General features: G+C 70.5%; 20 protein-coding genes. 12 read left to right on the forward strand and 8 right to left on the reverse strand.

Translation table 11 applies throughout. From position 1 onward, the window contains the following. Positions 1 to 37: 37 nt before the first annotated feature. The 3 genes from INQ48_19490 to INQ48_19500 form a co-directional block, all read right to left on the reverse strand. Complete coding sequence (locus INQ48_19490; GenBank protein ID QRF55571.1) at positions 38 to 1384, reverse strand: DUF2325 domain-containing protein; 1347 nt, start codon at positions 1382 to 1384, stop codon at positions 38 to 40. A gap of 118 nt (positions 1385 to 1502) precedes the next feature. Further along, positions 1503 to 1892 carry a DUF779 domain-containing protein gene (locus tag INQ48_19495; protein QRF55572.1) on the reverse strand — a complete coding sequence of 130 codons (390 nt, stop codon included), beginning with the start codon at positions 1890 to 1892 and terminating at the stop codon, positions 1503 to 1505. A gap of 80 nt (positions 1893 to 1972) precedes the next feature. Continuing rightward, positions 1973 to 3493 carry an aldehyde dehydrogenase family protein gene (locus INQ48_19500; GenBank protein ID QRF55573.1) on the reverse strand — a complete coding sequence of 507 codons (1521 nt, stop codon included), beginning with the start codon at positions 3491 to 3493 and terminating at the stop codon, positions 1973 to 1975. Positions 3494 to 3728: 235 nt separating this feature from the next. Here INQ48_19500 and INQ48_19505 point away from each other — a divergent pair, with 235 nt between their 5' ends. Continuing rightward, on the forward strand, positions 3729 to 5621 hold the full coding sequence (locus INQ48_19505) for a sigma-54-dependent Fis family transcriptional regulator (GenBank protein QRF55574.1): 1893 nt from the start codon (positions 3729 to 3731) through the stop codon (positions 5619 to 5621). 24 nt (positions 5622 to 5645) lie between these two features. On the opposite strand, the gene INQ48_19510 is transcribed toward INQ48_19505, so the two are convergent. After that, entirely contained in the window at positions 5646 to 6674 is a 1029-nt protein-coding gene (locus INQ48_19510) for a molybdopterin-binding oxidoreductase (protein QRF55575.1), read from the reverse strand. 207 nt (positions 6675 to 6881) lie between these two features. Here INQ48_19510 and INQ48_19515 point away from each other — a divergent pair, with 207 nt between their 5' ends. Next, positions 6882 to 7715 carry a class I SAM-dependent methyltransferase gene (locus tag INQ48_19515; protein QRF55576.1) on the forward strand — a complete coding sequence of 278 codons (834 nt, stop codon included), beginning with the start codon at positions 6882 to 6884 and terminating at the stop codon, positions 7713 to 7715. A 279-nt stretch (positions 7716 to 7994) separates the two neighbouring features. Beyond that, positions 7995 to 9593 (forward strand): glucan biosynthesis protein D, encoded by a 1599-nt coding sequence (locus INQ48_19520; protein ID QRF55577.1) that lies wholly within the window; start codon positions 7995 to 7997, stop codon positions 9591 to 9593. A 16-nt stretch (positions 9594 to 9609) separates the two neighbouring features. Here INQ48_19520 and INQ48_19525 read toward each other — a convergent pair whose 3' ends face one another. After that, positions 9610 to 10530: a LysR family transcriptional regulator gene (locus INQ48_19525; protein QRF55578.1), complete on the reverse strand. Its 921-nt coding sequence runs from the start codon at positions 10528 to 10530 to the stop codon at positions 9610 to 9612. Between the two features lie 125 nt (positions 10531 to 10655). On the opposite strand from INQ48_19525, the gene INQ48_19530 reads away from it, so the two are divergent. Next, the gene (locus tag INQ48_19530; GenBank protein QRF55579.1) at positions 10656 to 11417 is read left to right on the forward strand and encodes a glucose 1-dehydrogenase; all 762 of its coding nucleotides are present in this window, start codon (positions 10656 to 10658) and stop codon (positions 11415 to 11417) included. Positions 11418 to 11531: 114 nt separating this feature from the next. Here the strand turns inward: INQ48_19530 and INQ48_19535 are convergent, their stop codons facing one another. Then, entirely contained in the window at positions 11532 to 11942 is a 411-nt protein-coding gene (locus INQ48_19535; protein QRF55580.1) for an FKBP-type peptidyl-prolyl cis-trans isomerase, read from the reverse strand. Positions 11943 to 12072: 130 nt separating this feature from the next. Here INQ48_19535 and eat point away from each other — a divergent pair, with 130 nt between their 5' ends. From eat to INQ48_19565, 6 genes are all read left to right on the forward strand, one after another. After that, a complete protein-coding gene (gene eat, locus INQ48_19540) occupies positions 12073 to 13500 on the forward strand; it encodes an ethanolamine permease (GenBank protein ID QRF55581.1) in 1428 nt (475 codons plus the stop codon). A gap of 7 nt (positions 13501 to 13507) precedes the next feature. Next, positions 13508 to 14902 (forward strand): ethanolamine ammonia-lyase subunit EutB, encoded by a 1395-nt coding sequence (locus INQ48_19545; GenBank protein ID QRF55582.1) that lies wholly within the window; start codon positions 13508 to 13510, stop codon positions 14900 to 14902. Next, the gene (gene eutC / locus INQ48_19550) at positions 14899 to 15690 is read left to right on the forward strand and encodes an ethanolamine ammonia-lyase subunit EutC (GenBank protein ID QRF55583.1); all 792 of its coding nucleotides are present in this window, start codon (positions 14899 to 14901) and stop codon (positions 15688 to 15690) included. The genes INQ48_19545 and eutC overlap by 4 nt, the downstream gene beginning before the upstream one ends. Before the next feature lie 47 nt (positions 15691 to 15737). Further along, positions 15738 to 16082 carry a helix-turn-helix transcriptional regulator gene (locus tag INQ48_19555; GenBank protein ID QRF55584.1) on the forward strand — a complete coding sequence of 115 codons (345 nt, stop codon included), beginning with the start codon at positions 15738 to 15740 and terminating at the stop codon, positions 16080 to 16082. Then, on the forward strand, positions 16072 to 17328 hold the full coding sequence (locus INQ48_19560) for a HipA domain-containing protein (GenBank protein QRF55585.1): 1257 nt from the start codon (positions 16072 to 16074) through the stop codon (positions 17326 to 17328). The genes INQ48_19555 and INQ48_19560 overlap by 11 nt, the downstream gene beginning before the upstream one ends. A gap of 62 nt (positions 17329 to 17390) precedes the next feature. Next, positions 17391 to 17969 (forward strand): peroxidase-related enzyme, encoded by a 579-nt coding sequence (locus INQ48_19565; GenBank protein ID QRF55586.1) that lies wholly within the window; start codon positions 17391 to 17393, stop codon positions 17967 to 17969. Between the two features lie 16 nt (positions 17970 to 17985). Here INQ48_19565 and INQ48_19570 read toward each other — a convergent pair whose 3' ends face one another. Both INQ48_19570 and INQ48_19575 read right to left on the reverse strand, forming a co-directional pair. Then, positions 17986 to 19743, reverse strand: a complete 1758-nt coding sequence (locus INQ48_19570) for a phosphoethanolamine--lipid A transferase (GenBank protein ID QRF55587.1) — start codon at positions 19741 to 19743, stop codon at positions 17986 to 17988. Between the two features lie 57 nt (positions 19744 to 19800). After that, a complete protein-coding gene (locus tag INQ48_19575; GenBank protein ID QRF55588.1) occupies positions 19801 to 20499 on the reverse strand; it encodes a phosphatase PAP2 family protein in 699 nt (232 codons plus the stop codon). 163 nt (positions 20500 to 20662) lie between these two features. Here INQ48_19575 and INQ48_19580 point away from each other — a divergent pair, with 163 nt between their 5' ends. Together INQ48_19580 and INQ48_19585 are read left to right on the forward strand one after the other, a co-directional pair. Beyond that, positions 20663 to 21331 (forward strand): response regulator transcription factor, encoded by a 669-nt coding sequence (locus INQ48_19580; GenBank protein ID QRF55589.1) that lies wholly within the window; start codon positions 20663 to 20665, stop codon positions 21329 to 21331. A 3-nt stretch (positions 21332 to 21334) separates the two neighbouring features. Further along, positions 21335 to 22699 (forward strand): HAMP domain-containing histidine kinase, encoded by a 1365-nt coding sequence (locus INQ48_19585; protein ID QRF55590.1) that lies wholly within the window; start codon positions 21335 to 21337, stop codon positions 22697 to 22699.

Raw genomic sequence — 22699 nt, forward strand, 5'->3', positions numbered from 1 at the left:
CTGGCGGATGAACATCGGGACGAGGCGCGCGCCCGGCTCAGCCGTGCCGCGGGCAGATCGGCGACGTGCCGGACGGCCCGTCTTCCCTGCCCTCGCCCTGTGCCTGCATGCCTTCCGCCGGTCCCGAGAAGGCCGCGGCGAAGCAGCCGATGCCCGCGCTGCGCAGCGGCAGGTAGCGCACCTGCTGGCGCGTGCACAGCCGCTTGAGGTTGTCCACCGATTCGTGGTCGATGCAGTCGACCGGGAACACCACCACATGGGCCCAGGACACGGCCGCGGCCAGCAGCCCCGCGCGGTCCTCGAGGCCGCCGCCATGGCGCCGGAACTCCCCGTCATGGCGCAGCACGAGATCGCGGATCGCCGGATAGGTGCTGGGCCGCCCGCCCACGTAGAGGATGCGGCGGCCCTGCAGCTGCGCATCGAGCTGCGCCGACTGGTCGTTGCGCCCGCCGTCGTCCGCGTTGATCCGCAGTTGCAGCTCGGCGGCGCCGAGTTCGCGGCCCAGCGCCTGGGCGTGGCGGCGCAGGTGCTCGAGCGTCTCGGCGAGCTGTGCCGCCTCGGCCTGCGCGGCGGCGGCGGTCTGTTCGGCGCGCTCGCGGCGCGCGGTCTGCAGGGCGATCAGCGCGGCTGCCTTCTCGGCCTTGTCGGTCTCCTCCACGCGGTCCTGCCGTTCGGGCGCCGCGCCGGCCGTGGCCTCGATCAATTCGCGCTGCAGCGCCGCGATCTGCCGGTCTCGCTCCTCCATCAGTTCCTGCGAGCGCAGCTGCTGGCGGTCGAGCTTCTCGCGCAGTTCGGCGTTGTCGCGCGCAAGCGCCACGAGACGGCGGATGTCGGCACGGTTGGCCGCGCCGACCAGGTGCGACAGCATGTGGACATCGCCGAACACGCGCTGGCGCAGCGCGGGCGTGGTCTTGCGGTGCGTCAGCACGGCCCAGTAGGCGCCGGGCACCTCGCCCTGTTGCAGTGACTCGTCCCAGTAGGCGGTCAGCGCCTCGGCGTCGGCGAGCGTCGAGGCGCGCTGCAGCGCCGGCGCATGCCGGTGGTCGAGCGCCTTCTGCAGCGCCTTCGCGACCTGCGGGTCGTGCGAGGTCTGCCGCACCGCGTCGTGGTGGATGTCCAGGTCGCTGGCGCCCTTCACGTCGGCGAAGCGTGCCATCAGCTTGCGCAGCTCGGCCGTGCTCAGGCAGGTGCCGATCACCGAGCAATGGAGATGGTGGTCGAGGTCCGCCAGCCGTGCGCGGCCGGCCGCGACGGCCTCGTGCGCCTCGGGCTCGGGCGTGGCGCAGCAGTCGATCGCGGCATGGCGCAGCGACGAATCCGCGCGATCGACGCGCGTGAGCGCGGCATCGGCGGCGGCGAGAAGGCGGAAAGGCGGCTGCTGCATCGGCGGGGCGCGCGACGGCGCGGTCTGGCGAAAACGACACCGCAATATACGACGCAACATAGCGAAAGCCAAGCGCGAGCGTTTTCGCCCCGGATTCCACACGGAGTCGAGCAAAGGCTCAGGCCTTGGCGCCGTCGCGCTCGCGCGCCTCGAGCACGGCCCATTCCTCGTCGGTGAACAGTCGCGAGCGCGTCAGGAAGCGCACGCCCTCGGGCCCTTCGAGCGAGAACATGCCGCCGCGCCCCGGCACCACGTCGATGATCAGCTGCGTGTGCTGCCAGTACTCGAACTGCGGGCCGCTGATGTAGAACGGCATGCCGCCGATGTGGCCCAGCAGCCGGTCGTAGTCGCCGACGATGAACTCGCCCTGGGCATAGCACATGGGCGCGCTGCCGTCGCAGCAGCCGCCCGACTGGTGGAACATCAGCGCGCCGTGCTTCGCGGCGAGCCGCTCGATCAGCGCCAGCGCCGCGTCGGTCGCGGTCACGCGCAGGACTTCTTGGGTCATGGAAAACCTTCCTTCGGGGCTGCACGAAGGCCCCGCGCGTCCCGTCACGGGCCGCGCGGGGCGTGCCTTGTGGCTGGGGATCAGAAGAAGCCGAGCTTGTTCTCGCTGTAGCTCACCAGCAGGTTCTTGGTCTGCTGGTAGTGGTCGAGCATCATGCGGTGGTTCTCGCGGCCGATGCCCGACTGCTTGTAGCCGCCGAAGGCCGCGTGCGCCGGGTACTGGTGGTAGCAGTTGGTCCACACGCGACCGGCCTGGATGCCACGGCCCATGCGGAAGGCGCGGTTCATGTCGCGGCTCCAGACGCCGGCGCCCAGGCCGTAGAGCGTGTCGTTGGCGATCGCGAGCGCCTCCTCCTCGTCCTTGAAGGTGGTGACCGACACCACCGGGCCGAAGATCTCCTCCTGGAAGATGCGCATCTTGTTGTGGCCCTTGAACACGGTCGGCTTCACGTAGTAGCCGTCCTTGAGCTCGCCCGCGAGCGTGTTGCGCTCGCCGCCGATCAGCACCTGCGCGCCCTCCTGCCGGCCGATGTCGAGGTACGACAGGATCTTCTCGAGCTGCTCGCTCGAGGCCTGCGCGCCGATCATGGTCTCCATCTCGAGCGGGCTGCCCTGGCGGATCGCGGCCACGCGCTTCAGCGCGCGCTCCATGAAGCGGTCGTAGATCGATTCCTGGATCAGCGCGCGCGAGGGGCAGGTGCAGACCTCGCCCTGGTTGAGCGCGAACATCGCGAAGCCCTCGAGCGCCTTGTCGAAGAAGGCATCGTCCTTGTCGAGCACGTCGGCGAAGAAGATGTTGGGCGACTTGCCGCCGAGCTCGAGCGTGACGGGAATCAGGTTCTGGCTCGCGTACTGCGAGATCAGCCGGCCGGTGGTGGTCTCGCCCGTGAAGGCGATCTTGCCGATGCGGTTGCTCGAGGCCAGCGGCTTGCCCGCTTCCACGCCGAAGCCGTTGACCACGTTGAGCACGCCCGGCGGCAGCAGGTCGCCGACGATCTCCATCAGCACCAGGATCGACACCGGCGTCTGCTCGGCCGGCTTGAGCACCACGCAGTTGCCGGCCGCGAGCGCGGGCGCGAGCTTCCACACCGCCATCAGCAGCGGGAAGTTCCACGGGATGATCTGGCCGACCACGCCGATCGGCTCGTGGAAGTGGTAGGCGAAGGTCTCGTGGTCGATCTCGCTGATGCCGCCTTCCTGCGCGCGGATGCACGCGGCGAAGTAGCGGAAGTGGTCGATCGCCAGCGGCAGGTCGGCCGCGGTGGTCTCGCGGATCGGCTTGCCGTTGTCCCAGGTCTCGGCGGCCGCGAGCACGGCGAGGTTCTCCTGCATGCGGTCGGCGATGCGGTGGAGGATGTTCGCGCGCTCGGTGGTCGAGGTGCGGCCCCAGGCGGCCTTGGCCTTGTGCGCGGCGTCGAGGGCGCGGTCGATGTCGGCGGCGCTCGAGCGCGGCACCTCGCAGAAGACCTGGCCGGTCACCGGCGTGATGTTCTCGAAGTACTGGTTGTCCACGGGCGCCACCCACTCGCCGCCGATGTAGTTGCCATAGCGCTTCTTGAACGGCACCGCGGTGCCGAATTTGCCCGGTTCGAGCATGTCCATGCGTGTCTCCATGTGTGTTGCAGGCGCCGCGACATGCGGCGTCCCGCACGAAGGTCTGCAAGGCCCATACCCGCCGGCCTCGGTGGAATCCCGAAGGTGCTCCTCCAGGGCGCCGCCGTGTCGCAAGGGTTTTCTTTCGCAATCTGCGACATATCCGCGCGAACATGACGGCTAGCATGTCGCGAAAGGCGAACCGGGCGAACCGGCTCGCACCTCGAACCGACTGGAGCCGTGGATGACCGACTCGCAATCGCCCTCGTCGCAGGTGGAACAGGCCCGGGAGCTCTTCTTCGTGCAGGGCCGCGACCCCGAGCCCTGGATCGCGCCGCACATCTCGCGCTCGTGGCGCCGCAGCCTGCCGGTCGATCCGCGCGGCGGCGAGTGCGAGCCGATGGCGCTGGCGCTGCTGCGCGAGCGGCGCGAGCAGGCGATGCGGCTGCTCGACTGCGCCCAGCCCGAGCTCGACGGCCTGGCCGAGCACGCGACCGGCAACGGCTGCGTGGTGGTGCTGTCGGACGCCAGCGGCCTGATCCTCGACGAGATCGGCAGCCCCGACTTCCTGCCCAAGGCCGAGCGCCTCGCGCTGCGGCCCGGCGCCGGATGGTCCGAACACCAGCGCGGCACCAATGCCATCGGCACCGCGCTGGCCGAGCGCGAGGCGCTGATGGTGCTCGGCGGCGAGCACTACCTGGCGCGCAACGGCACGCTGGGCTGCGCGGCGGCGCCGATCTTCACCGGCCGCGGCGAGGTGGCGGGCGCGCTCGACATCTCGGGCGAGACGGTGCGCGTCAACAGCCATGCGCTCGGGCTGGTGCGCATGGCGGCGCAGCAGGTCGGCCACCGCATGATGCTCAGCGAGGCCAGCGGCCACCTGCTGCGCTTCCATCCGCGGCCCTCGCTGATCGGCACCGCGCGCGAAGGCCTGATGGTGATCGCCGACGGCCGCATCGTCGCGGCCAACCACGTGGCGCTCGAACTGTTCGGGCACGCGTGGCAGGAGCTGCTCGACCTCGACGCCGCCACCTTCCTCGGCCGCGACTGGGCGCGCATGGAGCGCCGCCGCAGCCTGCTCACGCTGCCGGGCGGGCGCCAGATCGCGACCGTGCTCGAGCGCGCGGCCCGGCCCGGCGAACCGCTGTCGCGCGGCGCGCGGCGCCAGTGGACACCCGAGGACTCGGCCGCCGCGCCGCCGCCCGACGACGTGCAGCCGTTGCTCGAGCGCGCGGTGCGGGTGCTGAACCAGGGCGTGCCGGTGCTGGTCAACGGCGAGACCGGCAGCGGCAAGGAGGTGTTCGCGCGCCGGCTGCATGCCGCGAGCCGGCGCAGCGCCGGGCCCTTCGTCGCGGTCGACTGCGCCTCGCTGCCCGAGACCCTGATCGAGGCAGAGCTGTTCGGCTACGAGGACGGCGCCTTCACCGGCGCCCGCCGCCGCGGCGCGCCGGGCCGCATCCGCGAGGCGCAGGGCGGCATGCTGTTCCTCGACGAGATCGCCGAGATGCCGCTGGCGCTGCAGACGCGGCTGTTGCGCGTGCTCGAGGAGCGCATGGTGCGCCCGCTGGGCGGCGGCCAGGGCGTGGCGGTGGATTTCGACCTGGCCTGCGCCACGCACGGCGACCTGCCGGCGCTGGTGGCGGCCGGACGTTTCCGCGCCGACCTGATGTACCGCGTGGCCGGCTTCACCGTGGCGCTGCCGCCGCTGCGCGAACGCGCCGACCGGCATGCGCTGATCGCGCGGCTGTTCCTCGAATCGGGCGCGGCCGCGCGCGGGCTGCGGCTCGAGGACGAGGCGCTCGAGGCGCTCGCGGCCTGCCCCTGGCCCGGCAACGTGCGCGAGCTGCGCAGCGTGCTGCGTTCGCTCGTGGCGCTGGCCGAGCCCGGCGATGCGATCGGCCTCGACGCGCTGCCGGCGAACCTGCGCGCGGTGTCCGCGATGCCGGCCGCCAGCGTGCGGGACGACGCGGGCCCCGGCTTCGGTGGCCCGCCGCCGCTCGTGGCGATCACGCGGCAGGCGATCGCGCAGGCGCTGCAGGACTGCGGGCACGACGTCGCCGAGGCCGCGCGCCGGCTCGGCATCCACCGCAGCACCGTCTACCGGCACCTGGCACGCGAGCGCGGCCGGCCCGGCTGAGACGGCCGCGCGTCGATCCGCAACTCATGGCGCGTCCGCCGCGAACACCTCGATCGCGACCAGGTTCGACACCGAGCGGCCCTGCTTGACCTCGCCCGGCACCACCAGGCGCGCGACGCCGTTGGCACCGAGCCCCGCACCGTTCATGTCGTAGGCGACGATCGCACCCTTGTTGCCGAAGCCCGGATCGATCTCGCCGAGCGAGACCGCGGCGCGGTAGCCGTCGCTGCCGGTCGCCACGGCATACATCGACAGGCTGGGGTTCTTGCCCGCGGGCAGGCGCAGGCCCAGGCCGTTGAGCAGCGTCCACAGGCTGACGCCGGTGTAGACGTTGGCGCCCACGGTCTGCGTGACCGGCACCATCGCCTGCAGCGCCTTGAGGTCGAAGCTCAGCGGCGTGCCGACCGCGCCCGACACCGCAAAGCTCGTCGACACGCCGCCGCCCGTGCCGGCGGCGGTGGCGGCCGAGGGCTGCACCCGCAGCCGCACGAGCTGCGAGACATAGCGCCCGCCCTTGATGTCGCCTGGCGCGGTGACGCGGAACGGCCCGTCGGCCGCGGCCAGCGGGCCCGAGCTGCCGCCGGTGGTTTCGGCATAGGCCACGATGGCCGGCTTGTTGCCGAAGTCGGGGCTCAGCTCGCCGAGCGCGAACACCACGCGGTAGCCGTCGGCGCCGGTGGCCAGCACGTGGCGGCTCAGCAGGTCGTTCTTGCGCGTGGCGTCGGCCTGGAGGCCCGCATCGGACAGCAGCGACCAGAGGCTGGTGCCGGTGTAGGTGCGGGTCTGCGGCGTGCTGCCGCTGTTGAAGTTCACCGTCTGCGTGAGGGCGGCGCGCGCGGCCAGGTCGGCCTCGGCGTAGTCGGCGGGGCGGTCGATGGCGCCTTCGAGCCTGACCGTGGGCGCGGGTGGAGGCGGCGGCGGGGGAGAAGGCGGTGCCGGCGCGGGCGTCGGCACCACCGGCAGGAACACCCCGCCGTCGCCACCACCACCGCCGCAACCGGCAACCACGACCGCCACCAGACCGGACACCACGCCCGCGGACCAATGTTTCATATCCACCTCGTCTCCATGTTTTTCGATATGTTTATTCTTACATAGCGAATTCATTCGAATCCAATAACTCCATTCGCATTCGATCCATCACTGTGCATGCATGGATATGGCGAATGACCGATTCCCGCCGCGACTGAACGAAGCGCGCCCTTGCCCGTCTCTGCATCAGGCGACAGACTTCGCCCCCGCCTTCACTTCCGATCCCGCATGCCCTCCGACGCCGCCCCGCCCGCTTCCGGCCTCTCGGCCGTGCCCTCGACGCTGCGCATCCCGCTGGCCGCGCGCGCCTTCGGCGATGCGATGTTTCCGCGCATGGCGATCGGCGACGCGAGCGCGGCGCGCCTGCTGGCCACGCTCGAGGACCAGGCGCCGCCGCTGCCGCGCGACCGCGCCACGGTCTATGGCGTGCTGGCGCGCACGCGCTGCTTCCGCGCGCTCGCGCGCGACTTCCTGCAGGCGAATCCCTGCGGCCACGTGGTCAACCTCGGCTGCGGCCTGAGCCACTACTTCCAATGGCTCGACGACGGCAAGGCGCGCATGACCGATGCCGACCTGCCCGAAGTGCTGGCGGTGCGCCGCGCGCTGCTGGCCGACGACGAGCCGCGCCACGAGGTGCGGCCGCTCGACCTCACGGCCCCCGACTGGTGGGACGGCCTCGGCCTGCCCGCGCGCGACGGGCCGCCGGTATTCCTGTTCTCCGAGGGCGTGCTGATGTACCTCGAGCCCGCGCAGGTCGAGGCCGTGTTCGCCACCTTCGGCGAGCGCGCGCCCGCGGGTTCGGTGCTGGCCTTCGATGCCATGTGCTGGCTAGCGACCGGCCGCGCGCACCGGCATCCCTCGGTGCGGCCCACGGGCGCGCAGTTCCGCTGGGGCCTGCGCCGGCCGGCCGAGCTGGCGCGCGCGCATCCGCGGCTGCGGCTCGCGGGCACCCACGAGGTGATGGCGGGCTACGGCTTCCCGCTCGGCATGCTCTCGGGCGCGATCGGTGCCTTCCTCGGCGTGCCGATGTACGCGGTGTACGCGCTGCACGCGGTGGACTGAACCGAACTCGATACACAAACGCACAATTTCGTCGCATCGCCGGCCTTGTCCGGCGGCGTTTGCGCGGAATGGCTGACGCGCCCCGAACCAGGGCCAGGGCAAGCTACCGACTCGTCCCGCCCGCCGAACCTGCGCCTCCCGGCACAGGCCGGCGCCTTCCCGACGGAGGAGTTTCGCGCTGCATTAGGATCGTCCGGCCGCCGCGCCTACGCTTCCTCTTCTTCGTCCTCCCCGGAGTTCTCCGAACTCGTCACAGCCATCGCAACCCTCAAGAAAACAATGCTTGATCGCCGATCCTTCCTTGCCGCCGGCAGCGCCGCCGCCACCCTCGCCGCCCTCGGGCTGCCCGCCGAAGCGCTGGCCGCCAGCGGACTGCAGCTGAGTCAGCCGAGGCCCTTCTCGTTCGACAACCTGGCCGCCGAAGCCAAGTCGCTCGCCGGCCGGCCCTATGCCGCACCGGCGCCGCTCGCGCCGCAGGTGCTCGAGAAGATCGACTACGACGCGCACGGCAAGCTCAAGTTCGACCCCGCCAACGCCCTGTTCCGCGACGGCCCCGGCGCCTTCCCGGTCACCTTCTTCCACCTCGGCCGCTTCTTCCAGACGCCGGTGCGCATGCACGTGCTCGAGAGTTCCGACGGCGACGGCTTCGCGCGCGAGGTGCTCTACAGCCCCTCGTACTTCTCGATGCCCGCCGACAGCCCGGCGCGCGCGCTGCCCGAGGGCGCCGGCTTCGCGGGCTTCCGCCTGCAGGAAAGTCGCCTGGGCGACCAGGCCAGGCTCGACTGGCAGAAGAACGACTGGGTCGCCTTCCTCGGCGCCTCCTACTTCCGCGCGATCGGCGAGCTCTACCAGTACGGCCTGTCGGCGCGCGGCATCGCGCTCGAGGTGGCCGTGCCCGACCGGCCCGAGGAATTCCCGGCCTTCACGCGCTTCTATTTCGAGACGCCCGCGGCCGGCAACACCAACTCGATGACGGTCTATGCGCTGCTCGAGGGACCGAGCGTCACCGGCGTATTCAAGTTCGTGATGCAGCGCGGCAAGGCCGTGATCATGGACATCGATTCGCGCCTGTTCCTGCGCCGCGACGTGGCGCGCCTGGGCCTGGTGCCGCTGACCTCGATGTACTGGTATTCCGAGACCGCCAAGCCCACCGCGATCGACTGGCGCCCCGAGGTGCACGACTCCGACGGCCTCGCGATCTGGAACGGCGCGGGCGAGCGCATCTGGCGCCCGCTCAACAACCCGACGCAGACCCGCGCCTCGGCCTTCGCCGACACCGGCCCCAAGGGCTTCGGCCTGCTGCAGCGCGACCGGTCCTTCGACCACTTCCAGGACGGCGTGTACTACGAGAAGCGCCCGAGCCTGTGGGTCGAGCCGCTGGGCGACTGGGGCGAGGGCTCGGTGCAGCTGATCGAGATCCCGACCGACGACGAGATCCACGACAACATCGTGGCCTTCTGGGTGCCCAAGGCCGACGCCAAGGCCGGCGCCAGCTACAACCTCAAGTACCGGCTGCACTGGACCGACCAGGAGCCCTACCCCTCGCCGCTGGCACGCTGCGTGGCCACGCGCATCGGGCGCGGCGGCCAGCCGGGCCAGCCGCGGCCGCCGGGCGTACGCAAGTTCATGGTGGAGTTCATCGGCGCGCCGCTCGCCAACATCCCGTTCGGCGTCAAGCCCGAGCTGGTGCTCACGGCCTCGCGCGGCAAGTTCTCCTACATCTTCGCGGAGGCCGTGCCCAACGGCGTCACCGGCCACTGGCGCGCGCAGTTCGACTTCACGGCCGAGGGCAATGAGCCGGTCGACATGCGCCTGTTCCTGAAGAACGGCGACCAGACGCTGACCGAGACCTGGCTGTACCAGTACCAGCCGGGCTGAGGCCGACGGGCCTCTTTCAGCGCGGCTTGCGCTGCTTGTCGTAAGGCGCGAACAGCTCCACCGCCCAGTCGACGAACACGCGCAGCTTGGCGCTCAGGTGCCGGTTGGTCGGATACACCACGTGCAGCGGATAGGGCTCGGGCGCGAAGCCCTGCAGCACCTCGACCAAGGCACCGCTCGCGAGATACGGCGCGGCCATCAGGTCGAAGGTCTGCGCCAGGCCCATGCCGGTGAGCATCGCGCTCAGGTGCGCGGTGCTCTCGTTCACGCCCACCACCGTGTGGCCGTGGATCTCGATGCGGTCCTCGCCACGGCCGTAGCGCAGCGGCACCGGCCGGTTGCTCAGCGACGAGAAATAGCCCACCACGCGGTGCCGGCCATCGCCGATGTCGGCCGGCGTCTTCGGCACGCCATGTCGCTCGAGGTAGCGGGGCGTGGCGCAGGTCACGAAGGGCATGGTCGCGATGCGGCGCGCCACCAGCGTCTGGTCGTCGAGCGGGCCCGCGCGGATCACGCAGTCCACCGCATCGCCGACCAGGTTCACGGGCCGGTCGCCCACGCCGATCTCGAGCTCGATCTCGGGATAGCGCGCATGGAAGGCCGGCAGCTGCGGAATCAGGATCATGTTGGCCAGCGAGGAGCCCACGTCCACGCGCAGCCGTCCGCGCGGATTGGCCTGCGCGTTCGTGAGGTCCGACTCGATGTCCTCGAGCTCGGCGAGCACGCGCGCGGTGCGCTCGTAGTAGGCCGCGCCCTCGGGCGTGACCGTCACGCGCCGGGTCGTGCGCTGCAGCAGCTTCACGCGCAGATGGGTCTCGAGCTGCTGCACCATCTTCGTCACGGTCGGCTTGGGCATCTGCAGCGAATCGGCGGCGCGCGTGAAGGTGCCGGCCTCGACCACGCGGGCGAAGACGCGCATGGCGGCGATCTGGTCCATCGGCCGATTATTAGTGATTCGTGAATAAACAAGTGACGCGCGGCGTCTTGGTGGGCGCGGGGGTCGCGCCCAAACTTCGTTCCATCGTCAACGCCGCATCGCGGCATCACCCAAGGAAAGAAGTCATGTCCACCTCCACGCTCAAGCTCGATGGAAAGATCGCCCTCGTCACCGGCGGCACCAGCGGCATCGGCCTGGCCACCGCGCAACGCTTCGTGGCCGAAGGCGCCCACGTCTTCGTCACCGGCCGCCGCCAGGCCGAACTCGACGCGGCCGTGAAAGCCATCGGCCGCAACGTCACGGGCGTGCTCGGCGACGTCTCGAAGCTCGACGACCTCGACCGCCTCTACGACACCATCCGCGCGCAGAAGGGCCGGCTCGACGTGCTGTTCGCCAACGCGGGCGGCGGCAGCCTGGTGCCGCTGGGCCAGATCACCGAGGAGCATTTCGACAAGACCTTCGGCACCAACGTGCGCGGCCTGCTGTTCACCGTGCAGAAGGCGCTGCCGCTGATGGCCAAGGGCTCGTCGATCGTGCTGAACGCCTCGATCACCAGCATCAAGGGCACGCCGGCCTTCAGCGTCTACAGCGCGACCAAGGCCGCGGTGCGCAGCTTCGCGCGCAGCTGGGCCGTGGACCTGAAGGATGCCGGCATCCGCGTCAACGCGGTGAGTCCGGGCGTGGTGCCGACCCCGGCCTACGAGCTGCTGGGCCTCACGCCCGAACAGGTCGAGGGCTTCATCGAATCGCAGGCGCAGGCCATTCCGCTGGGCCGCGTCGGCACGCCCGACGAGATCGCCAAGGCCGTGGTGTTCCTCGCCTCGGACGACAGCAGCTTCGTCAATGCCACCGAGTTGTTCGTCGATGGCGGCATGGCGCAGATCTAGGCACGCCCCCAGGCTGCGCGACACTGCGTGTCGCTACGCCACCCCCCTCGCCGGGGGCGACACCAGCGGCCCGGCAAAGCCGGTTCCGCGGTGTCCCGCGAACAGAGGGTGCGCTTAGCGCTTGGTTACGGAGATGAGTTCGATCTCGAAGTTCAGCGTGGCGTTGGGCGGAATCACGCCGCCCGCGCCGCGCGAACCGTAGGCGATCGACGGCGGGCAGGTCAGCTTGGCCTTGCCGCCCGGCTTCATCTTCTGCACGCCCTCGGTCCAGCACGGGATCACGCCGTTGAGCGGGAACTCGGTGGGTTCGTTGCGCTTGTAGGAGCTGTCGAACTCCTTGCCCGAATCGGGGAAGGTGCCGCGGTAGTGCACCTTGACCACGTCGGTCGCGGCCGGCGAGGCGCCCGTGCCTTCCTTGAGCGACTGGTAGATCAGGCCGCTGGCCGTGGTGACGGGCGCGGACTGGGCCCACGCGGCGGACACGGCGCAGAAGGACACGAGAGCGGCACAGAACAGGGACTTCACGGGATACCTCGAGGGAATGGTGGGAAAGGGCCGATTATGGCCAGCGCGCATGAAGCGCCGAAGCCGGCGATGGAACGGCCCTTGCTTCGCGGCGGGGGTACTGTCAACATCCCCCGAGAGAGGAACTCTCATGCCTTCCACCGAAGCCACGCCCGCGGCGCCCTCCCCCGGCGGCAGCGGCCATCTGAAGAAAGTGCTCGGTCCCCTGCAGCTCTGGGGCATCGCGGTCGGCCTCGTGATCTCGGGCGAGTACTTTGGCTGGAGCTACGGCTGGAACACCGCCGGCACGCTCGGCTTCCTGGTCGCCACGGTGCTGGTGGCGACGATGTACACCACCTTCATCTTCAGCTTCACCGAACTCTCGACCGCGATTCCGCACGCCGGCGGCCCCTTCGCCTACGCGCGCCGCGCCTTCGGCCCGCACGGCGGCTTCGTGGCCGGCTTCGCCACGCTGATCGAGTTCGTGTTCGCGCCGCCGGCCATCGCGCTGGCGATCGGCGCCTACCTCAACGTGCAGTTCCCGGGCATCAATCCGAAGTGGTTCGCGCTCGGCGCCTACGTGATCTTCATCGGCCTCAACTGGATCGGCATCGGCATCGCCGCGGCCTTCGAGCTGTTCGTCACCGTGCTCGCGATCTTCGAGCTGCTGGTGTTCATGGGCGTGGTCACGCCGGGCTGGTCGATGGCCAACTTCGTGGCCAACGGCTGGGCCGGCGGCAGCGTGCTGAACGGCGCGGCCATCGCGGGCATCTTCGCCTCGATCCCGTTCGCGATCTGGTTCTTCCTCGCGATCGAGGGCGCGGCCATGGCGGCCGAGGAGGCGCGCGATCCGCACCGCACGATCCCGATCGCCTACACCACCGGCATCGTCACGCTGGTGGTGCTGGCCTTCGGCGTGATGATCTTCGCGGGCGGCGTGGGCGACTGGCGCAAGCTCGCCAACATCAACGACCCGCTGCCGCAGGCCATGAAGGCCGTGGTGGGCGACAACAGCGGCTGGCTGCACATGCTGGTGTGGATCGGCCTGTTCGGGCTGATCGCCTCCTTCCACGGGATCATCATGGGCTACTCGCGCCAGATCTTCGCGCTGGCGCGCGCCGGCTACCTGCCGCGCTACTTCGCGGGCCTGAGCCCGCGCTTCGACACGCCGCACCGCGCGCTGCTGGCCGGCGGCGTCGTCGGCGTGGTGGCGATCTTCAGCGACGAGTGGGTGCAGTTCGGCGGCCAGACGCTCACGGCCAACATCGTGACGATGGCCGTGCTCGGCGCGATCGTGATGTACCTGGTCTCGATGGCCGCGCTGTTCAGGCTGCGCCGCACCGAACCCGCGCTGCCGCGCAGCTACCGCGCGCCCTTCTACCCGGTGTTTCCCGCCATCGCGCTGGGGCTGGGCCTGGTGTGCCTGGGCGCGATGGTGTGGTTCAACCCGATGCTCACCCTGCTGTTCCTCGTGTTGATGGCGCTGGCCTATCTCTACTTCCTCGCGACCTCGGCGCAGCGCAACGCGGCCGCGCCCGACGAGATGCTGTCGGCCCCCACCTCCACGCCCGCCGCCTGATCGAACGATGCGCTATCGCACCACCATCGCCGGCCAGGGCTTTTCCTTCGACGACCTGCGCCAGGTCATGGCCGCGGCCAGTCCCGCGCGCTCGGGCGACTACCTCGCGGGCATCGGCGCGGCCACCGCGCAGCAGCGCATGGCGGCGCGCCACGTGCTGGCCGACACGCCGCTCGCGCAGTTCCTCAACGAGGCGCTGATCCCCTACGAGAGCGACAACATCACGCGGCTGATCATCGATAGCCACGATGCCCGGGCCTTCGCGCCGGTCTCCCACCTCACGGTCGGCGACTTCCGCAACTGGCTGCTGTCGGAGCAGGCGGACACCGCGGCGCTCACGGCCCTCGCGCCGGGCCTCACGCCCGAGATGGTGGCGGCGGTGTCGAAGCTCATGCGCAACCAGGACCTGGTCTCGGTCGCGAAGAAGTGCAACGTGGTCACGCGCTTTCGCGACACCATCGGCCTGCCCGGCCACCTCGCGGTGCGGCTGCAGCCCAACCACCCGACCGACGACCTGCGCGGCGTGGCCGCCTCCACGCTCGACGGCCTGCTCTACGGCGCGGGCGACGCGGTGATCGGCCTGAACCCGGTGTCCGACAGCCTGCCGGTGCTCGGCCGCCTGCTGCACATGCTCGACGAACTGATCCAGCGCTTCGAGATTCCCACCCAGAGCTGCGTGCTCACGCACGTCACCAACACGCTGCGCCTGGCCGAGGCCGGCGCGCCGGTCGACCTGGTGTTCCAGTCGATCGCGGGCACCGAGAAGGCCAACCTCTCGTTCGGCGTCACGCCCGAGCTGCTGGCCGAGGCCCACGACGCCGCGCAGTCGCTCCAGCGCGGCACCGTCGGCGACAACCTCATGTACTTCGAGACCGGCCAGGGCAGCGCGCTGTCGGCCAATGCCAACTTCGGCGTCGACCAGCAGACCTGCGAGGTGCGCGCCTATGCGCTGGCGCGCCGCTACAAGCCGCTGCTCATCAACACCGTGGTCGGCTTCATCGGCCCCGAGTACCTGTACGACGGCAAGCAGATCATCCGCGCCGGCCTCGAGGACCACTTCTGCGGCAAGCTCATGGGCCTGCCGATCGGCTGCGACATCTGCTACACCAACCATGCCGAGGCCGACCAGGACGACATGGACAACCTGCTGGTGCTGCTGGGCACCGCGGGCATCAACTTCATCATGGGCATCCCGGGCGCCGACGACGTGATGCTCAACTACCAGAGCACCTCCTTCCACGACGCGCTGTTCCTGCGCCAGACCCTGGGCCTCAAGCGCGCGCCCGAGTTCGAGGCCTGGCTGCAGCGCATGCAGATCACCGATGCGGCGGGGCGGATCGCGCCGCCCTCCTCCAACCGGCTGCTGGCCGGCATGGGCGCCCTGTCGGCGCTGTCCTCATGAGCGATCCGGTCACGCCCAATCCCTGGAGCCAGTGGCGCTCGGCCACGCCCGCGCGGCTCGCGCTGGGCCGCGCCGGTGCCGGCATGCCGACCGACGAGACGCTGCGCTTCGGCTGGGCCCATGCGATGGCGCGCGATGCGATCCATGCGGCGCTCGACGTCGATGTGCTCGAAGCCGCGCTGCGGCACGACGGCTGGCAGACAGCGCAGGTGCGCAGCCGCGCCGAGGACCGCGCCACCTACCTGCGGCGCCCGGACCTGGGACGGCAGCTCGATGCCGGCGATGCGGACCGGTTGCGCGCCGGCGCCAGCGCACCGGCCGACGTCTGCATCGTGATCGGCGACGGCCTGTCCTCGCTCGCGGTCGCGCGCCATGCGGCGCCCCTGCTCGCGGCGCTGCGCCCGCACCTGCCGCCCGACACCCGCTTCGCCCCGGTCGTCGTCGCCACCCAGGCGCGCGTCGCGCTCGCCGACGAGGCGGCCGAGCTATTCGGCGCCACGCTCTCGGTGATGCTGATCGGCGAACGCCCGGGCCTCAGCTCGCCCGACAGCCTCGGCATCTACCTGACCCACGCGCCGCGCAAGGGCCGCCACGATGCCGAACGCAACTGCATCTCGAACGTGCGGCCCGAGGGCCTGTCGTACGAACTCGCGGCCTTCAAGCTGACCTGGCTGATGCGCGAGGCGCTGCGGCGCGGGCTCAGCGGTGTGGGGCTCAAGGACGAGAGCGACCTGGCGGTGCTGGAGGCGGGTGTCGAACCACTCGGGCGCCTCGACAAGCAGCCCTAGATTCGTCAATATAATGGCTCTTAAACTACTTAACGGCCATTTTATTGATGTCAAGGCAAAGCAAGAGCCTTTCCGCACTGCCGTCCCGGACGCTGGCGCCGCTGGCACGCCTCGGCGAGCGATTGCGCGCTCACCGGTTCCAGCGCGAATGGACGGTGGCCGAGGCCTCGGAACGCCTGCTGTGTTCGCCCACGACCCTGCGCGCGCTCGAAGCCGGCAAGCCGGGCACGAGCATCGGCCTGCTCGCGCACGCGCTGTGGCTCTTCGGTGAGATCGACACGCTCGACGCGGTGGCGCCGGCGCCCTCGGGGCTGACCGCCCAGCGCCGGGTCCGCAGGTCGGCCTCGCGCCCCGTGGCCGGCACCATCGCCGAGGACGAGCGTGACTTCTGAGTCCGAGGCCTCCGCCGAACGCGGCATCTATGTCGGCCTGGCCCGGCGCACCGGGGACGCGGTGCAGCCGGCCGGCCTGATGAAGCTCGCCCGCCGCGGCGTGGTCGAAGGCGGCGAATTCGCCTACGGGCGACGCTACCTGCAGCAGCCCGACGCCACGCCGCTGAACCCCGAGCACCTGGCGCTGCGCGAGGCCCCTTTCGTCCTGCCCGAGCGCCGGGTGCGCGACGGCGGTGCGATGCCGCTCACACTGCGCGACGCGCTGCCCGACAGCTGGGGGCGCAAGGTGCTGGAGATCCGCCAGGGCCGGCCGCTGTCCGACGTCGACGCCCTGCTGCTGACCAACGAGGACCGCATCGGCGCGATGGTGTTCTCGGAATCGCTGCCCGTCCGCAGCGACGAGCCGCCCTCCACGCTCGGATCGCTCGAGGAACTCGCGCAGGCGTCGCGCCGCATCGAGGCGGGCCTGGACATCGGCGACGACATGCTGCGCTTGCTGCGCGGCGGCAGCCTGGGCGGCGCACGGCCGAAGGCGCCCTTCGCGCACGACGGCAGGCGCTTCATCGCCAAGTTCGCGTCGCGCGGCGACGACCACGATGTCGAGGTGATCGAGGCCGCGACGCTGTGGCTGGCCGCCAGCTGCGGCATCGACGTGCCGTCGTTCCTGTTGCAGCCGCTGACGGTGGGCCATGCCCTGCTGGTCGAGCGATTCGACCGCGCGGGACCGCTGCACGACGAACGCCGCTTCCACTATCTGTCCGCCTCGGCATTGCTCGACGTGCCGTACGAGTCGAGCGCGGGCAGCTATGTGGAGTTCGCGCAATGGCTGCGGCGCAACTCCGCCAGCCCGAAGGAGGACCTGCGGGAGCTGTTCCGCCGCATGGTCTTCAACCTGGCCGTGGGCAACAGCGACGACCACGTGAAGAACCACGGCGCGCTGCGCGACCCCGAAGGCGGCTGGCGGCTGGCGCCGGCCTTCGACCTCGTGATGCAGCTCGGCGTCCACACCGGCTACCAGGAGCTGGCGATCCTCCCCGGCCAGCATGCGTCGAGCCTCGAACTCGCCCGGCAGGCGGCATCGCAGTTCGGCCTCGATGCGACCGAAACGGACGCCCTGATCGAAGGCATTGGCGACACCGTCGCACTGCAGGCGGCCGCCAGCGTGGAATCGGCCGGCGGCAACCGCGCGCTGACGGAACGGGTGAAGGACTTCATCGCGCAGCAGGCCGCCCGTATCGCCGCCTGAGCGCGCCTGCCTATGATGGAGCGCATTGCGGCCACCAGATCCGCAAGCCCACCGGAGACACCATGACCACCCGCTACCCCCTCGCCGAGCTCGCCGACCTGCCCGAAGACATCCGCGCCGCCATCCTCGCGGTGCAGGAGAAGGCCGGCTTCGTGCCCAACGTGTTCCTCGCGCTCGCGCGCCGGCCCGCCGAATGGCGCGCCTTCTTCGCCTACCACGACGCGCTGATGCTCAAGGAGGAAGGCTCGCTGACCAAGGGCGACCGCGAGATGATCGTGACCACCACCAGCGCGGCCAACCAGTGCCTCTACTGCGTGGTGGCGCACGGCGCGCTGCTGCGCATCTACGAGAAGAAGCCGCTGGTGGCCGACCAGGTGGCCGTGAACTACCGCAAGGCCGACATCACTCCGCGCCAGCGCGCGATGCTCGACTTCGCGATGAAGGTCTGCGAGCGCTCGCACGAGATCGACGACAGCGACTTCGCGCCGCTGCATGCCCACGGCTTCGACGACGAAGACATCTGGGACATCGCGGCCATCACCGCCTTCTTCGGCCTGAGCAACCGGCTCGCGAGCTTCAGCGGCATGCAGCCGAATCCCGAGTTCTTCCTGATGGGACGGCTGCCGCGCGAAAAGAAATAAGCGGCGCGGCCGGCGCTCAGGCCGCGCCGCCCTTGCGGCAGGTGGCCAGCGCATCGAGCGCGGGCTTGTAGGTCGGCGTGTTCACGTCCATCAGGCCCAGCACCGTGTGATAGAGGTTGTCGTGCGTGAGCGGCGCATCGAGGCCGGCTTCCATGCACGGACGCGACAGCTTGCGACGCTCGCTGAGCCCGGCGCTGAACCAGGTGACCATCGGCACGTGCTTCTGCGCCTCGGGCGCGAAGCTGTAGGGCACGCCGTGCAGGAACAGGCCGAACTCGCCCAGCGATTCGCCGTGGTCGCTCACGTAGAGCAGGCCCGGGTCGTACTGGGTCGACTGGCCCTTGAGCCAGTCGATGGTGCGGCCGAGGAAGCGGTCGGTCTGCGCGATCGAGTTGTCGTAGACGTTCATCAGCTCGGTATGGCCGCACTCGGCGAGCGCATTGGTCTTGCACTCGGGCTGGAAGCGCTTCATGTCGGCGCCCGAGCGCTTGTAGTAGGCGGGCCCGTGGCTGCCCATCTGGTGCATCACCAGCACCACGCCCTTGGCGCGGCGCTCGGCCGGCAGCGCGGCGATGCGCGCATCGAGGCCCTCGAGCATCACGTCGTCGAGGCATTCCTCGCCGTCGCACAGCGCGCTCCTGGTGGCGCTCGGCAGGTTGTCGAAGGCCGAGGCATTGGGAATGCGCGTGCAGACGTCCTTGCAGCCGGCCTGGTTGTCGAGCCAGAACACGGCCAGCCCGGCGGCCTGCAGCACGTCGACCAGGTTCTCGTAGTCGTCCTTGCGCGATTCGTAGCCCTGCTTGCCCAGCGGCGAGAACATGCAGGGCACCGAGGCCAGCGTGTTGGTGCCGCAGGAGTGCACCTCGCGGTAGCTCAGCACGCCGCGCTTCGCGAGTTCGGGCGTGGTGTCGCGCGCATAGCCGTTGAGGCCGAAGTGGTCGGCGCGCGCGGTCTCGCCCACCACCACCACGAACAGCGGCGGCTTCTGCTGGGCCGCGTAGCTGGCGCCGAGCGTGGTGCCCGCGGTGATCGGGATCAGCTTGCCGCTGCGCTTCGACAGCGGCTTGATGAACACCGCGCCGGTCGAATAAAGGCTCGCGATCGGGTTCATCATGTAGCGCAGGTGCACGTTGTTGCGCATCAGCGGCGCCAGCTGCCGGTTCATGGCCACGGCCGCGACCAGCGCGACGGCCACCGCGAGCAGCAGCAGCACGGCATTGCGCCACAGCTGCGAGATCCAGCGCATCGGCGCGATGCGCGCGAACCACAGCACGACGGCGACCGGCGCGATCACCACCAGCAGGTTGAAGCCCATGCGCCAGCTCAGCAGATCGCGCGCCTCGTTGGGATCGGTCTGCAAGACGTTGGCGATCATGGTCGGGTCCATGACCACGCGGTACTCGAGCATGTAGTGCTGCACCAGCGCCGCCAGCACGGCCACCGCCAGCCACAGCGGCTTCATCCAGCGCGTCCAGGCGGTGAACGAGAGCATGGCCACCGTGCCGCAGAAGCTCAGCAGGCTCATCGCGGCGATGGTCGGCAGGTAGGTGCTGGGCGCGCCGCCGATGCGGGCCAGTTCGTTCCACAGCGGCCAGTTGGCGACCAGGCCCAGGTACAGGGCCAGCCACAGCACCATCTGCCGGGCCGATCGCGGCCGCTCCAGCCATTGGCGCGCCGTCTCCCACGTGGTCCCGGATGCGGTGCCCGGGCGGTGTTGGGAGATCGGTGGGATGCCGGACCGGAGCGGCGCTGGCTCTATGCGCGTGACAGACATGCGACAAATGTAGGGAGCGTGCCTGAAAGGAGCCTGAACTCCGAGTTCAGGTGCTGTTCAGGCTTCCTGCAACGCAATGGCGTCTTTGCGCGCGCCCGCGCGCCGGGCGAACGCGTCGATGGCGAAGCCCACGGCCCAGCAGACCCAGCCGCTCCAGAGGGTGTGGCTCATGTAGTGGGCGCCGCGCAGCTGTTGCGTGACGCCGAGCAGCAGGCCGCCGATCAGCGCGGCGGCCAGCCAGGCCAGCGCGATGCGCGGGGCGACGCGCCGCAGCACGAAGTAGCCGCCCAGGTAGGCGAAGGCGGTGGACGCGTGGCCGGCCGGGAAGCAGCCGCCCGGGCCGCCGTCGCGCACGCCCCAGGACCAGTGCGAGACGTAGCGCACCATGCCGCCGAACTCCTGCAGGTCCCACGGGCAGCTGGTGTGGCTCGCGTGCTTGAGCAGGCTGACGGCGAACACCGAGGCCAGCACCGTCAGCGCCAGCTGCGCGCGGCTCGCGCGGTCGAGCCGCCGCAGGAAGCCCACGGGCCAGCGGATCGCGAGGAACAACCCGGCCAGCAGCGCCCAGCTGAGGTTCTTGGCGCCGGTGTGCATCACATGGACCAGGAACGGGTTCTCGCGCAGCGGAAAGCCCATCGGCGTGCCCATCCAGCGCGCGATCGGCAGGTCGGCGCCGCTGGCGTCCCAGAGCAGCAACAGGGCGAGCGAGATCAGGGTCCAGGCGCCCAGGCGGAGGTTCGGGAAGCGGCGGGTCATCGGAAAAAAGCGGTCATCGGCAAAAATGGGGCCCAGCCTAGGCCGCGCGAATGAACCAGGCCTGAAGCCACATGAACCGAAGCTGAAGCCGGCTGAGCGCCAGCTGACCGCGGCCCGGACGCTAGACTCCGGCCTTCCCACCGAATCCGAGGAGTGCCGTCGCGTGCGCATATTGCTGGTCGAAGACGATGTGTCGCTGGCGGACGCGGTCTGCGGCTACCTACTGGCCAAGGCCTTCGTGGTCGACGTGGCGCCGAGCCTGGCCGATGCGCGCGGCGCGCTGCTCTCGGTGCAGTACGCGGCGGTGCTGCTCGACCTGCACCTGGGCGACGGCGACGGGCTCTCGCTGCTGCCGCAGGTGCGCGCGTTGCGCGAGCCGCCGATCGTCATCGTGCTGACCGCGCGCGACCAGGTCACCGACCGCATCCGCGGCCTCGATGCCGGCGCCGACGACTACCTGATCAAACCCTACGACCCGGCCGAGCTGCTGGCGCGGCTGCGCGCGGTGGAGCGCCGGCGCAGCGCGGGCAACTCGCCGGTGCTGCAGCTGGGCACGCTCGAGATCGACATCGCGCACGACCGCGTGCGCCGCGACGGCCAGCCGGTGACGCTGACGCAGAAGGAATGGGCGCTGCTGCGCGTGATGGCCACCCGGCCCGAGCGCATCCATACGCGCGAGAACCTCGCCGATGCGCTCTACGGCTTCGGCGACGAGGCCGACAGCAACACGCTCGAGGTCTTCATCAGCCGGCTGCGGCGCAAGCTCGGCCGCAGCCACATCCAGACCCTGCGCGGGCTCGGCTACCGGCTCTCGGCCGACGAGGAGGACTAGCCGATGACCGAAGCAGTGGCAGCTCGCGCGCGCAGCGAGCGCGACACCCTGGCCGGCCGGCTCACGCGCACGCTGATCCTGTGGGTCGGCGGCGTCTGGCTGCTGTGCGTGTTCGCGGTGGTCTGGTACGTGGACCGCGAGATCAACCACAACTTCGACAACGAGCTGGTCGAGGTCTCGCACCGCATGTTCGCGATGGCGGTGCAGGAGCTCGAGAAGCTGCAGCACCCCGGCGAGGAACCGCCGCGCGCGCCGCTGATCGCGCCCAAGCAGCTGTTCTCGGAGGACGCGGTGATCTACCAGATCGTCGACCTGCACGAGCACGTGCTGCTGCGCTCGGCCGAGGCGCCCGAGGACACCTTCGACGTGCCGCTGGCCGCGGGCTTCGCGAACAACCCGAACTGGCGCATCTATACCGTGCGCCATCCCACGCTGGGCCTGTTCTTCCAGGTCGCCGATCCGCTCGACGAACGCCGCCGCGCACTGAACCGCACCTTGTTCGGCCTGATCATCCCGCTCGGCGCGGTGCTGCCGCTGCTGGCGCTGGTGCTGCGCAACGTGGCGCGCACCGAGCTGCGCGTGCTGCAGCAGCTCACCGGCGAGATCGAGAAGCGCAGCGGCGCCGACCTGCGCCCGATCGCCCTGCCCAACCTGCCGCGCGAGCTGCGCACCGTGGGCGACCACGTCAACCTGCTGCTGGAGCGCCTGTCGCATTCGCTCGACGTGGAGCGCGCGCTCGCGGCCAATGCCGCGCACGAGCTGCGCACGCCGCTGGCGGCCGCGCGGCTGCGGCTGCAGACCGCGCTCGAGCACGACCTGCAGCGCAACGACGTGCAGGCCGCGCTCGACGCGCTGCGCACGCTGAGCCACCGCGCCGAGAAGCTGCTGCAGCTCTCGCGCGCCGAATCGGGCGCGTCGCTGGCACGTGCGCGGGTCGACCTGGTGCAGCTGGCCGGCACGGTGGCGCAGGAGTTCTGGCAGGACCCGCAGCATGCCGAGCGCCTCGCGCTCAAGGTGCCCGACAGCGTGGCGCCGGTGGCCCTGGGCGACGTCGACGCGCTCGCGATCGCGCTGCGCAACCTGGCGGAGAACGCGCTGCGCTACGGCGGCGACGGCCGCGTCGTGATCGAGGTGATGGCACCCTGCGTGCTCGCGGTGCGCGATGCCGGTCCGGGCGTCAGCGCCGAGCAGCTCGCGACCCTGCGCGAGCGCCATGTGCGCCACAGCTCCGACCGCGCCGGCTACGGCCTGGGCATCTCGATCGTGAGCACCATCGTCGAGAAGCATGGCGCGAAGCTCGAGCTGGCCTCGCCGCCGGCGGGCGCGGCCCAGGGCTTCGAGGCGCGGATCGTGCTGCGGCCGGCCTGA

The organism is Variovorax paradoxus (assembly GCA_016806145.1).
Taxonomy (GTDB): domain Bacteria; phylum Pseudomonadota; class Gammaproteobacteria; order Burkholderiales; family Burkholderiaceae_C; genus Variovorax.

What these genes read in the sequence shown, in the direction of transcription:
- INQ48_19490 (QRF55571.1), bottom strand. Translation starts at nt 1,384, where the DNA reads ATGCAGCAGCCGCCTTTCCGCCTTCTCGCCGCCGCCGATGCCGCGCTC.
- INQ48_19495 (QRF55572.1), bottom strand. Translation starts at nt 1,892, where the DNA reads ATGACCCAAGAAGTCCTGCGCGTGACCGCGACCGACGCGGCGCTGGCG.
- INQ48_19500 (QRF55573.1), bottom strand. Translation starts at nt 3,493, where the DNA reads ATGGACATGCTCGAACCGGGCAAATTCGGCACCGCGGTGCCGTTCAAG.
- INQ48_19505 (QRF55574.1), top strand. Translation starts at nt 3,729, where the DNA reads ATGACCGACTCGCAATCGCCCTCGTCGCAGGTGGAACAGGCCCGGGAG.
- INQ48_19510 (QRF55575.1), bottom strand. Translation starts at nt 6,674, where the DNA reads ATGAAACATTGGTCCGCGGGCGTGGTGTCCGGTCTGGTGGCGGTCGTG.
- INQ48_19515 (QRF55576.1), top strand. Translation starts at nt 6,882, where the DNA reads ATGCCCTCCGACGCCGCCCCGCCCGCTTCCGGCCTCTCGGCCGTGCCC.
- INQ48_19520 (QRF55577.1), top strand. Translation starts at nt 7,995, where the DNA reads ATGCTTGATCGCCGATCCTTCCTTGCCGCCGGCAGCGCCGCCGCCACC.
- INQ48_19525 (QRF55578.1), bottom strand. Translation starts at nt 10,530, where the DNA reads ATGGACCAGATCGCCGCCATGCGCGTCTTCGCCCGCGTGGTCGAGGCC.
- INQ48_19530 (QRF55579.1), top strand. Translation starts at nt 10,656, where the DNA reads ATGTCCACCTCCACGCTCAAGCTCGATGGAAAGATCGCCCTCGTCACC.
- eat (QRF55581.1), top strand. Translation starts at nt 12,073, where the DNA reads ATGCCTTCCACCGAAGCCACGCCCGCGGCGCCCTCCCCCGGCGGCAGC.
- INQ48_19545 (QRF55582.1), top strand. Translation starts at nt 13,508, where the DNA reads ATGCGCTATCGCACCACCATCGCCGGCCAGGGCTTTTCCTTCGACGAC.
- eutC (QRF55583.1), top strand. Translation starts at nt 14,899, where the DNA reads ATGAGCGATCCGGTCACGCCCAATCCCTGGAGCCAGTGGCGCTCGGCC.
- INQ48_19555 (QRF55584.1), top strand. Translation starts at nt 15,738, where the DNA reads ATGTCAAGGCAAAGCAAGAGCCTTTCCGCACTGCCGTCCCGGACGCTG.
- INQ48_19565 (QRF55586.1), top strand. Translation starts at nt 17,391, where the DNA reads ATGACCACCCGCTACCCCCTCGCCGAGCTCGCCGACCTGCCCGAAGAC.
- INQ48_19570 (QRF55587.1), bottom strand. Translation starts at nt 19,743, where the DNA reads ATGTCTGTCACGCGCATAGAGCCAGCGCCGCTCCGGTCCGGCATCCCA.
- INQ48_19575 (QRF55588.1), bottom strand. Translation starts at nt 20,499, where the DNA reads ATGACCCGCCGCTTCCCGAACCTCCGCCTGGGCGCCTGGACCCTGATC.
- INQ48_19585 (QRF55590.1), top strand. Translation starts at nt 21,335, where the DNA reads ATGACCGAAGCAGTGGCAGCTCGCGCGCGCAGCGAGCGCGACACCCTG.